Genomic DNA, 13356 nt, shown 5'->3' with positions numbered 1-13356 from the left:
GTAATGGCTTTTCGGCCGCCCACGACGCGACATGGGCGGTTCAGCGATTCAACCGTTACACCGGTTGGCTGACCGCGTGTCGCCGCCGGGCGTCGACCCGATCGCGGGTCGCGACGGCCTCGACGCGCGCGAGTTTGACGATGGCTGCCGTCATCACCACCGCGGCCGCGCCCAGGGCGATCATTCCGGCGCGACCGTTGTCGAGCGTCTCGTCGAGGACGACAACGCCCAGGACCGCGGCCACCACGGGCTGCGACACCTGCAGGGTCGGCATCGAGGCGGTCAGGGGCCCCGCCCGGAACGCCGCCTGGCTCCACACCACACCGCCCACCGCCGCCAGCACGCAGGCGTAGAACTCGGGGGTTCGGGCCGCCGCCCACCCGCCGTCGCCAAGCCGGGCGACGACCTCTTTGGTCAGCACCGCGAAAACCCCCCACAGCGATCCCGACACGAAAGCGAACAGCGTGGCGGCCACGGCACCACCCCGAATTCGGCCTGCCGACACGCACGTCACGAGCAGCGGCGCCAGGACCGCGGCCACGACGGCCCACGCTCCCAGGGCGGCACTCGACCGTCCGGCCTGCGGACTGCCGACGACGACGACCACGATCACGGCGGCGGTCAGCAACCCGGCCCAGATCCACTCGCGGGCGCTCACCGTGCGATGCCACAACCTGGCATTGATGGGCAGCGCGAACAGCAGCGAAAGCATCAACAGCGCCTGCACCAGCAGCACCGATCCCCGCCCCAGCGCGGCCGCCTGCAACGCGATGCTCGCGACGAGCAGCAGGGCTCCCCACCACCACCGCCGGTTGCGCAGCAGCCGGGCGAACAATTCGATGTGGCCCACCGACCTGTCGGTGATGCAGTGCGCTGCCCGCTGCTGGAGGACGTCGCCGACGGCGATGCACAGCGCGGAACCCGTGGCGAGCAGGGCGGCGCTAACCACGGTCGGTCACGGCCCTCGTGGGCCACCGCTTGATCAGGGGCTGCCGCGGGTCGTGCTCATCGGTGGCCCAGCGCCGCCGCGCCACCAAGGCGGCGGCGGCTTCGCCCGTCGCCAACCGTTCGCGCAGCCAGGCCAGCGGCGCGGGCGCCCACCACGTCCACCGGCCGAGCACGTGGATGAACGCCGGGACCAGCACCATCCGCACCAGGGTGGCGTCGGCCAGCACGGCGAGCGTGAGGCCGAGACCGAGCATTCGCATGAACGACACGTGCGCGGGGATCAGCGCGGCGAACGAAATCGACATCACCACCGCGGCGGTGGTGACCACCCGGCCGATGCCGGCCAGACCAAGCGCCGTGCTCTCGTCGGTCACGGCGTGCGCCTCGCCGGGATTCGGGCGCGCCTCCCGGGCGAGCGGAGAGGCGAGCCAGTACTCGTGGATCCGCGAGACCAGGAAAACCTCGTAATCCATGGCCAGCCCGAACGCGATGCAGAACAACAACACCGGGATGTTGGCGTTCAGGGTCCCGTTGGGTGTGGTCCCGAGCGCGCCGAGGTGGCCGTCCTGGAAGATCCACACCATCGCGCCGAATGCCGCCGTCAACGACAACACGTTGCACACCAGCGCCTGCAGCGGCAGCACCGCGCTGCCGGTGAGCAAGAACAGCAGCGTGAAGGTGATGAGGGCGATCAGCGCCAGCACCATCGGCAGCCGAGTGGTGATCGCGTTGACGCTGTCGCGGTTGATCTGCGCCAGGCCGGTCATCTCGACGGATCGCCCCGCCGGCCCGGGGACCCCGTGCAAGCGGTCGAGCTGGGTGTTCGAGGCTTGCGAATACAGCGGCGCGGTGGTGGCCACGGTCAGGAACGCGCTGCCGTCGGCCATGCCGGTGGCCGCGGCGGGCGGTCCCGCCGGGGATCCGCCGACGAATGTCCCGGTCGGCGCGGTGACCGCGGAGACGTCGGGCACCCGGGACAGGTCCGCGGCGTAGCGCTCCAGGTCGGCGGGGGTCACGCCCCGGGCGTCGGGGACGACGACGGACACCGAGGTCCCGAACCCGTTGCCGAAATCGTTGTCCAGCATGTCGGCGACCTGGCGCGCCGACGCGGACGGGGGCAGTACGCGCTCGTCCGGAAAGCCCCACTTCACCCCGAGGAACGGGACGCCCAGCAACAGCAGCAGCGCGACGACACTGAGCCCGACCGGCAGGGCGTGGCGCAGGACGAACTTGGTCGATCGGTACCAGAACAGCGAGTAGACCGGCTTGTGCGCGTGGTCGCGCCACGACGGCGCCCGGGGCGGCACCCGGCGAGCGAACCACCGGCGCACGTCCAGTACGTCCAGCCGGGGACCCAGCAGCGCAATCGCCGCCGGGGTCACCACGACGGAGGCGAGCGCGACGATGACCGCGGCGGCAACGATGGTGTAGGCGGACGACTTCAGGAAGTACATCGGGAACAGCGCCATCACCGCCATCGACAACCCCACGGTGGTCGCCGAGAACAGCACGGTGCGGCCGGCGGTGGCCATGGTCCGGAGCAGCGCCCGTTCTCGAGCCATGGCCCGCAACAGCTCCTGCTCCCCGTCGGCGGCCCGTGCCAGCTCCTCGCGGTAGCGGCTGATGATCAGCAGGTTGTAGTCGATCGCCAGGGCCAGGCCCATCGCGATGCTCAGGTCCAGGGCGTACGTCGAGACGTCGGTGGCGAAACTGATCAGCCGCAACACCGACATGGTGCAGACGATGACGAGGGCGCCCATGCCGACCGGGAGCGCCGCCGCCACCACACCGCCCAGCACCCACACCAGCACCGCGAAGCTCAGCGGAATCGCGATGGACTCCATCAGCATCAAGTCGCGCGCGTTCTGGTCGTTGATCTGGGCATACGCAACGGCCATGCCGCCCGCGCGCACGGTGACGCCGGCGCGGTCGTGCACCAGTTCGCGGGTGAGCGTGCCGGCGTAATTCTGGGCGTCGTTCTCCCCGCCCCTCAGGCCGGCCACGATCAGCCCGGACGTGTGGTCCTTGCTGATCAGCTGGGCGGCGACCCGCGGCGCGTCCGTCCACGCCGAGGACACGTTCAAGACCCACGGCGACCGTTTCAGATGGTCGACGATGTCGCTGGCGACCTGGCGCGCACGATCGCTGCGGGCGCCGGTGGGGTCCGTCACCGCGATCACCATCTGCTGGTCGGTTTGGTTGAATCGGTCCCTGAGCACGGCGGTCGCCCGCGCGGACTCCGACGTCGGGTCCTGAAATCCGCCGCCCGACAGCTTGTTGACCACCGGGATGCCGAAGACTGCCGCCCCCAGCAGGAGCAGGACCGTGACCGCGATGATGCGGCGCGGCGCGGCGATGGCAAGCCGAGTGATTCCTTGCAGCATGGGGTATCGCTATACCCAGACAGGGCCGGTCTGACCCGCCGCGGCGCGACTCGGGGTTTGGCGGCCAACCACCCGGGTATCGGACGCGAGCGATCCCCGGTAAGCGGATTCGGTGGGGGGAGCGCCGGTTCGGCTGGGCTACAAGCAGATTGGATGAGCGATGAACACGAGGGACGACGCCATCACGATCAGACATCCAACCGAAGATGACTGGCAGGCGGTCTATGAGAACCAGGCCCGCACGTTCGGGGATCCGGTGGACCCGCGCGCCGTGGAAGCCTGGAAACGCCGCGTCGAACTCGAGGACATCCTCGTCGCCGAGGATGTGTCCGACCCGGAGAATCCGATCCTGGTGGGGACGTCCATCATCTACCGCGCGCGGCTCACCGTGCCCGGTGGCGGCAGCCTGCGCGCCGCGTGGCTGACGATGATCGCCGTCGCATCGACCCACCAGGGAACGGGCATCTGGGCACAGCTCAGCGCCCAAGGGCTGGGAAAGCTGCTGGAGCGGGGCTACCCGGTCGTCTGTGGCGTGCCGACCCAGACCGCGATGTACGACGGATTTGGCGCCGGTGTGGCGAGCTACACCCGCTCCTACTCCATCGACCGCCGCTTCGCGAAGCTGCGCGCCGCTCCGAGCGGAAGCCGGGCGCGCGAGGTCAACGCCGAGGAGGCGCGACGCCTCCTGCCCGAAATCTACGACCGGTGGTGCGCGGTGACCGCTGGCGCGGTGGAACGCGACGACGCATGGTGGGCCGACTTTTTGGAGGACAGGCCCACGCAGCGCGGCAATGGATCCGCCCTGAACTTCACCGTCCATCCGGACGGCTTTCTGGCCTACCGCGTCATCGGCGCGGGCAAACACGCCTTTCGGCCGCCATTCGGCTCGGTGATCGTCGAGGACTTCTTCTCGATCACGGGCGAGGCCCACAGCGAGCTGCTGCAGAGTCTGCTGGCGCTGGAGATGTTCGACAACATCGAGATCGACGTGCCGGTCGACGACGCGCTGCCCCTCAAGCTGCGCGACCAGCGCGCCGCGCAGACCGCCGGCGTGAGCGATTTTCTGTGGGTGCGGATCAACGATGTGCCCGAAGTCCTTGGCGCACGGGTTTACTCCGCCGACACCGACGTCGTGCTGGACGTCACAGACCCGCTCAACCTCGCGGGAGGGCGATTCCTGCTCCAGACCCGCGACGGCACGGGTAAATGCACGCCGCATGACGGGCCCGCGGACATCGAGATCGGTCTGGCCGAATTGGCGACGATCTATATGGGCGCGCACCGCGTGTCCCAACTGGCGCGAGCCGACCGCATCACCGAGCTGCGTCCCGGTGCGCTGCGGGACCTCGATGCCGCGTTCAGCGTCGAGCGCGCCCCTTATTGCGGGACGCTTTTTTGACAGTTCTTGGCGAACAAGACCTTTCCCGCGCCACCCGGGTAGGGGCCGTCCACCCGCCGCTCGACGGGTATCCTGGACGACATCGGGATTTCGCTTGGCGGCAGGACGCCTGTTATTGTCGCCTACGCGGTCTCGGCCGTACACGGCGCCGTTAGCTCAGTTGGTAGAGCAGCTGACTCTTAATCAGCGGGTCCGGGGTTCGAAACCCTGACGGCGCACTTGAACAGGCGCATCTCGGCGGGTCCTGTGCCGGATGCTAGGTTTGCGGACCCGGCGGCACCGCGTGCCGCGGCTGGTACAGCAGCGCACGAACCAGCGGGCGCGGCCCGACGGACCGAAGCATCTGGCTGGCCGGGCGGACCCGCACCCGCTTCGGCCACCAGAACCAGCGTCCCATCACCGTCATGATCGACGGCGTGATGAGCGATCGCACGACGAACGTGTCGAACATCAGGCCGAGCCCGATCGTCGTGCCGAACTGGCCGATCGCCCGGAGATCGCTGGTGATCATCGTGGCCATGGTGACCGCGAACACCAGACCGGCGGCGGTCACCACCGGGCCGGTGAGACCCATGCCGCGGATCAATCCCGTTTTCAGGCCCGCCCCGATCTCCTCCTCGATTCGCGACACCAGCATCAAGTTGTAGTCCGAACCCACGGCCAACAGCACGATCAGCGCGAATTCGGTTGCCACCCAGTGCAACTGGAAATGAAGAAGGTGCTGCCAGATCAGTGTCGAGAACCCGAACGCGGCCCCCAGCGACATCACGATCGTGCCGACGATCACGCCCGCGGCGACCAAGGCGCGGGTGACGAGCACCATGATGATGAAGATCAGCACGATCGAGGCCACCCCGGCGATCATCAGGTCGAACTTCGCGCCGTTGGCGATGTCGTTGAACGTCGCGGCCGTACCGCCGAGATAGATGTCGGCGTTCTGCAGCGAGGTGAGTTTCAGCGCCTCCTTGGCCGCTTGGCGTTCCTTGTCGACGGACGAGATTCCTTGCGTCGTCGCCGGATCCACCGCGTGAGTGATGATGAAGCGAGCGGCCTTGCCGTCCGGTGACACCATCAAACGCAAGCCAAGCTGGAAGTCCGGGTTACCGAAGATCTCGGGCGGCAGGTAGAACAGGCTCTCGATCTGAGAGTCGTTGAACGACTTGCCCATCACGGCGTTCGTATCGGTCAGCCGGTCGAATTGATCGATGAGGCTGTCGAATGTGCTGTAAATGGTCAGGGTCGTATCGCGGATCGACTTCGTGACGGCGATGTTCTCCGGAATGATGGCCAGCAACTCGCGTGTGGCCGCAGCCGTGTGGTTCAGGTCGCCGGTCAGGGCGTGAAACTTTTCGGCCAGTTGATCGAACCCGTCGAGGGCGTCGAACAGGCTTCGTAACGACCAGCAGATCGGAATGTCGTAGCAGTGCCGCTCCCAGTAGAAGTAGCTGCGGATCGGTCTCCAGAAGTCGTCGAAATCCGCTATGTGGTCCCGGATCTCGTCCGTGATGGCCGCCGTCTCCGCCGTGGTTTTCGAGCTGTCGTCCGCGGCGTCCGCGAGCTTCTGGGTCACCGCGTACTGGCGCTCCAACAGGGCGATCTGGGTGTCGAGGAAGCCCGTGATTTTCTTGATGTCGCCGACGCGGGCCTTCAGGTAGTCGAGGTTGTCGCGGATCGGCGCGGTTTGCACACTGAGCTGGAACGGCACGGACCCATCTTGGATCGGTGGCCCGAGGGGCCTGGTGATGCTCTGCACCCGTTCGATGCCGGGCACCCGGAAAATGGCTCCGGCGATCTTGTCCAGCACCAGCATGTCGGTGGGGTTGCGCAGATCGTGGTCCGATTCGATCATCAGGATGTCCGGGTTCAGCCGCGCCTGGGTGAAGTGTTGATCGGCCGCGTCGTACGCCTGGACCGACGAGGCGCTCTTGGGCAGGTAGTACAAGTCGTTGTAGCGCGGGTTGAAGCCCATCAGCCCAATGGCGCCGACGATCGCCAGGATGACGGAGCTGGCGAGGATGGGTGCCGGCCACCGCACGATGGCCGTCGCCAGGCGGCGCCACCGGGTGTAGTTGAACTTCCGCTTCGGATCGAATAATCCGAAGCCGCTCGCGACCACGATCAGGGCCGGCGTCAGGGTCACCCCGGCGGCCACCACCACCAGCAGACCGATCGCGCACGGAAACGCCAGCGAACTGAAGTAGGGCAGCCGCGTGAAATGCAGGCATGCCAGCGCCCCGACGATCGTCAAACCCGAACCCAGCACCACCTTGCTGACCCCGGCGAAGGTGTCGTAGTAGGCGGCTTCACGGTCCAGTCCCCGCTCGCGGGCCTCCTGGTAGCGGCCGACCATGAAGATCGCGTAGTCGGTACCCGCGGCAATGGCCAGTGCCGTCAGCAGGTTGACGGCAAAGGTCGACAGCCCCATGATGCCGGTGTCGCCCAGCAGCGCCACCACGCCTCGGCCGGTGGCCAGTCCGACGAACAGAATCACCATCGTTAGCAGCACGGTGCCGACGGACCGATAGACGAACATCAGCATCACCGCGATGATCACGATGGTGATGATCGTCATCTTGAACAGGCTCGCGTTGCCCACGACGATCGTGTCGTCGGTCAGGGCTCCCTGACCCGCGACGTAGGCCTTCACCCCCGGCGGCGGCTTGGAGTCCCCGACGATCTTGCGAACCGAGTCAACCGACTTGTCGCCGACGGCGCCGCCCTGGTCACCGCGCAGGTTGACCTGGACGTAGGCGGACTTGTGGTCATAGCTCTCGACACCCGAGGCGGTGAACCGCTGCCCCCAGAAGTCGAGCGCATGCTCGACATGTTCGGTGTCCTGCTTCAGCTTCTTGACCAGATCGTCGTAATACCGGTGGGCGTCTTGGCCGAGAGGCTTGTCGCCGACCAAGGTCACCAGGACGAGGTTGTCGGAGTCGTACTCCTTGAATTTCTCCCCGATGTGCTTCATCCCGGTCACCGACGGCGCGTCGGATGGCGAGAGTGGCACGGAGACATCCTCGGCGACCTTCTCCAACTGCGGGACGAAGACGTTGACGCCGACCGCGATCAGCAGCCAGATCACCACGATCGGCAGCGCCAGGAGCCGGATGGTGCGGGCCAGCCGCGGTTTGTGCTCGACTTCGGCGCGCTGCGCGACGGGTATTTGGTCCGTGTCGCTCGTGTCGCTCGTGTCGACGGTCACGCGGATTTGTCCAAGCAGGAAACCTGCGCATCACGCGTGTTGACCTGTTGGTGATCGACCAATTTGCCGTCGACGGTGATCCGGCAGCCGATGGAGGGACTGTCGCCCTGGGCGACCACGTAGGCGAAGATGCCGGGCATTTCCGCAACGATCGTCTGCGACCACGGCAACGTGGTGAAGTTCGCCTGCTGCGGTTGGGCGTCGGCATCCATCCAGTTGACGACGCCGGTTGTCCCGGGTGGTCCCAGGATTTCGTAGACCGCGGTCTTGGCCGCGTAGGGCGGGGTCGCATCGCGCGGGTCGGGCTTGGGTAGGCCGGGTCCGGGAAAGACGCCGCTGAGGCGGTCCACCGCGACGCCGCCGATGACCACCGCCACGACGACGACCAGCCCAACCCATGCCCGCTTGAGAAGCGTCAACACCGTCCCCCCCGATAGGAATGCGCGACGGGCTAATTATTTAGGCATCTCGTCGCCCGCGCCACCGCTAGCCAACGCGATGCCTGCCGCGTTAATTCCTGCGCGGTGCGCCGTCACCACGGATCGGCGCGCCACCACGCCACTTGTCCCGCACAGACAGCACATGGCGACGCTCTACAAGGGACACACACGATCGTGCGGTGAGGCGGAAAGCTCTCGGGGACGGTCGTTTGAGTCGGCGGCATTGAATCATGCCGCGCCACAATCGATTTCGCTGCACGGCACTGGTCTTGCTGTGTGTCGACCTCATGGCCGTCGGTGTCATCGAGATGGCCGCGCGGTCGTGTCGAACCGCGGCGACAGCGAGGATCGAACCAGGCTGATTTGGTTTCAGAAAGGATTCGCTAGGGGCAGCCGGTTTGCACGGACGCCGGTTGTTCGCCGCGGGTCTGAAACCAGCACAGATTCAGGGCCTCGGCGCGTACGCTGACCGACATGGCTACCAAGACCAAGGTCAAGACCTGCGTACATTGCGGCCATACTTTCGATCCCAACGACCGACGGCGTGACTTGTCCGACCCGGATTGGCTTCCGGCCGCATCAGTTTATTGTTCGCATGAATGCAGTGACCGGTTCCATTGCGATCTGGGACATTGCTGCTCGGCCCACGTGAAAGAGAAGGCTCGGCGCGAAGCCGCCAAAGCGGCGCGATAATCAACACCCGCTACTTGCTGCACTGGGAGCGGGATATCCCGACCTCAGCGGTCCCTGATCCTGCGCACCGCCACGATCACGACGACCGAGGAGATGCCGACCAGCGAGGCGATCACCACCGGCTTCTTCACGAATTCCACCGCCCGCGCCTTGAGGTCGTCGGCGAGGCGGCGAGGGTTGGCCCGCTCGGCGAGTGAATCGACGGTGGCCGCCAGCTGGTCGCGGGCCACATCGATGTCCCGCTTGATGGCCTCGGGGTCCCGGTCCGCCACGTGTCTGTCCTCCAAGTCACCCATTTCCGGCTAGTGCACCTGCCGGAACTACCCTAGATCAGCCGGGGACAACCCCGACGCCGCGGTGAACAGAAGGGACTTACGTTGACCGAGACCACGCGACTCGCCCCTGGCGACAAGGCGCCTTCGTTCAGCCTGCCGGACGCCGATGGCAACAAGGTGTCACTGGCCGACTTCAAGGGACGCCGCGTCATCGTGTACTTCTATCCCGCCGCCTCCACCCCCGGATGCACCAAGGAGGCCTGCGACTTTCGCGACAACCTCCGTGACCTCAACGACGCCGGCGTGGACGTGGTGGGCATCTCGCCGGACAAGCCGGAGAAGCTCGCCAAGTTCCGGGATGCCGAAAAGTTGACGTTTCCGCTGCTGTCGGATCCCGACCGCAAAGTGCTGACGGCCTGGGGCGCGTACGGCGAAAAACAGATGTACGGCAAGACCGTCACCGGCGTGATTCGCTCGACATGCCTGGTCGACGAGAAGGGCAAAATCGCCGTCGCGCAGTACAACGTCAAGGCCACCGGCCACGTCGCCAAACTTCGGCGCGACCTTTCGCTCTAGTCGAGTTACGGCCACCGCCGCGCCGGCGCGAGGAAATCGAGTAGCCGTTTACTCTATGCCGCATCGCAGCACCGCGGGACAATTGAGCATCCTGTTCTGACGGGTGGAGGACCGCCGGGGCTAGCGACAACCAGGGGCTGGCTCGAAGGTGGACCGACATGTCGTACGTCATCGCGGCGCCGGAGATAATGACTTCGGCCGCAACGGATTTGGCGACAATAGGCTCGGCGCTCAGCGCAGCGCACGCGGCGGCGGCGGCCCAGACTACGGGGGTGCTGGCCGCGGCCGAGGATGAGGTGTCGGCGGCCATTGCGGCGGTGTTCTCCGCCCACGGCCGGCAGTTTCAGGCACTGGGTGCGCAGGCGGCGGCGTTTCACGACCAGTTTGTGCGGGCGGTGCAGGCGACTGCGGGCTCCTACGCCGGCGCCGAGGCCGCCGGCGTGGTAACGCTGGCGGCCGGCCCCGCGCAGACCCTCGAACAGGAGATCCAGGCCCTGCTCAACGCGCCCGCCCTCGGAAACACCTTCGTCCTCGTTCAGCAGGAAATTCAGCTGGCGAGAAACACGCTGGTCACCGGTATTTTCGGGACGCCGGCTGAACCGCCATTCCCGGCAACGCAGCCAGGGACCTTCACCGGCACACCGTCGCCGCTGACCAGGTTGGAAGACGCGGTGATATTGCGGGCGGTGGGGGCTTTCATGAACCTGCCCGTGATCGACAGCCAGTTTGTGATGCCGAATTCGCCCCTTCTCGCGCTGCTTGCCAGCAACGCCCCGCCACTATCGCTGTTGGTTGGCAATTCCCCACCGAAGCTGTTGACGCTGCTGCTCGGTGAAACCGTCCAGCACACCACGTATGACGGCATGAGCGTCGTGCAGATCACCCCGGCCCATCCAGACGGCAACTACGTGGTGGCCATTCACGGCGGTGCGGGTATCTTTCCGCCCTTGATCTTCCACTGGCTCGCCTACACGGCGATGGCCCACCAGACCGGCGCGACCATCGAAGTGCCGATCTACCCGTTGGTGCAGCAGGGCGGCACCGCCGGTGTGGTGGTGCCCAAGATGGCGGGCCTGATCTCCTCGGAAATCGCCGCCCACGGCGCGTCCCACGTCAGCGTGCTCGGGGACTCGGCGGGAGCAAACATCGCGCTCGCGTCTGTCGAGTACCTGGTGGTCAACAACGAGACGGTGCCGGCATCGATGGTGTTGCTGTCTCCCCCGGTAGACCTGTCCTGGAGCAATCCGAGCATCGGGTCGATCCGGGGTTCCTGGCTGCCCCCCGTCTCGACCATTCAACAGATCGCCAAGCAGTGGGCGGGCAATCTGCCCGCCAACAACTATGAGGTGAGCCCGCTGAACGGGCCGCTCAACGGGCTCCCGCCCACCACGGTCTACGCGGGCACCCAGGACATCACCGCACCCGACGTGTGGGTCCTGCAGCAAGAAGCCGCCGCCCAAGGGGCTCCGATCAGTTTCGTACTGGCCGCCGGCGAAACACACGACTGGGCCTTCATCACTCCGGACGCGTTTGGCTATTGGCCGCAGATCAAACAGGAACTCGGTATCTGAAGGCGCGCCGCGGAAAGCGCTCAGCAGAAACAAAACTCGTGGTCACCGGCCACGGCTGCGCTGCTCTAACTCAGGCCCGCCAGCAGCAGCGCCTCGGCGACCGCCGCGCGCTCCAGCACGCCCAGATGCAGGCTCTCGTTGATGCTGTGCGCCTGCGTCGCGGGATCTTCGACGCCGGTGACCAGGATCTTGGCCTGCGGGAACGCGGCGGCGAACTCGGCGATGAAGGGGATGGAGCCACCCATCCCCATGTCGATCGGCTCGGCGCCCCACGCCTCGCGGAACGCGGCCCGCGCGGCGTCGTAGACCTTGCCGGTGGGCTCGATGGCATAGGGCTGGCCGATTTCTCCACGGGTCACGGTGACCCGCGCGCCCCAGGGCGCGTGCCGCTGAAGGTGCGCGGTCAGTGCGTCCAGATGCGCCGCCGCGTCGCCGCCGGGCGCCACGCGCATGCTGACCTTGGCCCGCGCCCGCGGGATCAGGGTGTTGGACGCGGCGTCGACGGGAGTGGTGTCGATGCCGATCACGGTGATCGCCGGTTTGGCCCAGAGCCGTTGCGGCGCCGGGCCCGAGCCGATCTCGGACACGCCGTCCAACAGGCCCGAGTCGGCGCGAACCCGCTCGGCCGGAAAGTCCGGGAAATTCAGTGCGGCGACGTCGGTTTCGTGCAGGCCTTCCACCGCCACGTTGCCGTCGTCGTCGTGCAGGCTGGCCAGCAGCCGCACCAGCGCGCTGAGCGCGTCGGGAATCACGCCACCCCACAGGCCGGAGTGCAGCCCGTGGTCGAGGGTGGCGACCTCGACGACGCAGTCGGCCAGCCCGCGCAGCGACACGGTCAGCGCCGGGGCGTCGGTGCTCCAGTTGTCGGAGTCGGCGATGACGATCACGTCGGCGGCCAGCGCGTCCCGGTGGGCGGCGAGCAACCGGCCCAGCGACGGCGAGCCGGATTCCTCCTCGCCCTCGACGAAGACCGTCACGCCCACCGGCGGCCGGCCGCCGTGCGCCCGGAACGCCGCCAAATGCGTTGCGATGCCGGCCTTGTCGTCGGCGCTGCCGCGGCCGTAGAGCCGCCCGCCGCGTTCGGTGGGCTCGAAGGGCGGCGACGCCCACTGGCCGGGGTCGCCCTCGGGCTGCACGTCGTGATGCGCGTACAGCAGCACGGTCGGCGCCCCGGGCGGCGCCGGATGCCGCGCGATGACGGCCGGCGCGCCGCCCTCGCTGACGATGCGCACGTCCCCAAAACCCGCCTGCGACAACAGGTCCGCCACCGCCCGCGCGCTGCGGTGCACCTCGTCGCGCCGGCCCGGGTCGGCCCAGACCGATTCGATGCGCACCAGGTCCTCGAGATCGCGGCGCACCGACGGCAACACGTCGCGCACGCGCTCCGTTATCTCGCGAGCAGACACAAAAGCCCCTGCTTCCCGGCGTGTCGCGGCGCTTTTGTGTCTGCTCGCGCTCAAGGAGTCTCCAAGATGGCGACCGCGGCCGCGGTATCCCCTTCGTGCGTCAGCGACACGTGGATCGTCACGTCGGCCAGGTGCTTGGCGATGTCACCGGTCAACCGCACCCGCGGCCTGCCCCACATGTCGGTGACCACCTCGATGTCGCGGTGGATGTCCTCCGGCAGCATGGGCCGCTGGGCGAACCGGGAGCCCGACCACGCCTTGATCACCGCCTCCTTCGCAGCCCAGCGGGCGGCCAGGTGACGCGCGGCCGACGAGCTCTTGTCCGAGGCGTCGCGCCGCTCGCCCGGCGTGAACGTCTCGGAGAAGACGGTGCCCGGCTGGTCGACCTGCTCGGCGAAATCAGGAATGGAGACGAGATCGATCCCCACTCCGACAATGCCCATGGCTGGCCAGGTTATCGGA

At 67.2% G+C, this 13356-nt stretch carries 10 protein-coding genes and 1 tRNA gene; 4 read left to right on the top strand and 7 right to left on the bottom strand.

Translation table 11 applies throughout. The features are described from left to right. Positions 1 to 55: 55 nt before the first annotated feature. Entirely contained in the window at positions 56 to 949 is an 894-nt protein-coding gene (locus A5696_RS08145; RefSeq protein ID WP_067876125.1) for a DMT family transporter, read from the bottom strand. Further along, entirely contained in the window at positions 942 to 3332 is a 2391-nt protein-coding gene (locus A5696_RS08140) for an MMPL family transporter (protein ID WP_067876122.1), read from the bottom strand. Before A5696_RS08140 ends, A5696_RS08145 begins: the two co-directional genes overlap by 8 nt. A 160-nt stretch (positions 3333 to 3492) precedes the next feature. On the opposite strand from A5696_RS08140, the gene A5696_RS08135 reads away from it, so the two are divergent. Together A5696_RS08135 and A5696_RS08130 are read left to right on the top strand one after the other, a co-directional pair. Further along, complete coding sequence (locus A5696_RS08135) at positions 3493 to 4731, top strand: GNAT family N-acetyltransferase (RefSeq protein ID WP_067876119.1); 1239 nt, start codon at positions 3493 to 3495, stop codon at positions 4729 to 4731. Positions 4732 to 4876: 145 nt separating this feature from the next. Further along, a tRNA-Lys gene (locus tag A5696_RS08130) sits at positions 4877 to 4949 on the top strand. A 38-nt stretch (positions 4950 to 4987) separates the two neighbouring features. Here A5696_RS08130 and A5696_RS08125 read toward each other — a convergent pair. From A5696_RS08125 to A5696_RS08115, 3 genes are all read right to left on the bottom strand, one after another. Next, positions 4988 to 7933 carry an RND family transporter gene (locus tag A5696_RS08125; protein ID WP_067876117.1) on the bottom strand — a complete coding sequence of 982 codons (2946 nt, stop codon included), beginning with the start codon at positions 7931 to 7933 and terminating at the stop codon, positions 4988 to 4990. Beyond that, the gene (locus tag A5696_RS08120; protein WP_197516917.1) at positions 7930 to 8352 is read right to left on the bottom strand and encodes an MmpS family transport accessory protein; all 423 of its coding nucleotides are present in this window, start codon (positions 8350 to 8352) and stop codon (positions 7930 to 7932) included. Before A5696_RS08120 ends, A5696_RS08125 begins: the two co-directional genes overlap by 4 nt. 758 nt (positions 8353 to 9110) lie before the next feature. After that, entirely contained in the window at positions 9111 to 9338 is a 228-nt protein-coding gene (locus tag A5696_RS08115) for a DUF3618 domain-containing protein (RefSeq protein WP_067876598.1), read from the bottom strand. A gap of 105 nt (positions 9339 to 9443) precedes the next feature. Between A5696_RS08115 and bcp the strand changes: the two genes are divergently transcribed. Beyond that, positions 9444 to 9917, top strand: a complete 474-nt coding sequence (gene bcp, locus A5696_RS08110; protein WP_067876112.1) for a thioredoxin-dependent thiol peroxidase — start codon at positions 9444 to 9446, stop codon at positions 9915 to 9917. Between the two features lie 158 nt (positions 9918 to 10075). After that, positions 10076 to 11488, top strand: coding sequence for a PE domain-containing protein (locus A5696_RS08105; RefSeq protein ID WP_067876109.1), 1413 nt, complete (start codon positions 10076 to 10078; stop codon positions 11486 to 11488). Positions 11489 to 11553: 65 nt separating this feature from the next. On the opposite strand, the gene A5696_RS08100 is transcribed toward A5696_RS08105, so the two are convergent. Together A5696_RS08100 and A5696_RS08095 are read right to left on the bottom strand one after the other, a co-directional pair. After that, complete coding sequence (locus A5696_RS08100) at positions 11554 to 12948, bottom strand: dipeptidase (protein WP_197516916.1); 1395 nt, start codon at positions 12946 to 12948, stop codon at positions 11554 to 11556. Next, a complete protein-coding gene (locus A5696_RS08095; protein WP_067876104.1) occupies positions 12945 to 13337 on the bottom strand; it encodes a holo-ACP synthase in 393 nt (130 codons plus the stop codon). Before A5696_RS08095 ends, A5696_RS08100 begins: the two co-directional genes overlap by 4 nt. Positions 13338 to 13356 lie beyond the last annotated feature (19 nt).

Source organism: Mycobacterium sp. E2699, from assembly GCF_001666745.1.
GTDB lineage: Bacteria > Actinomycetota > Actinomycetes > Mycobacteriales > Mycobacteriaceae > Mycobacterium.
This window is presented reverse-complemented; position numbering and strand designations above follow the sequence as displayed.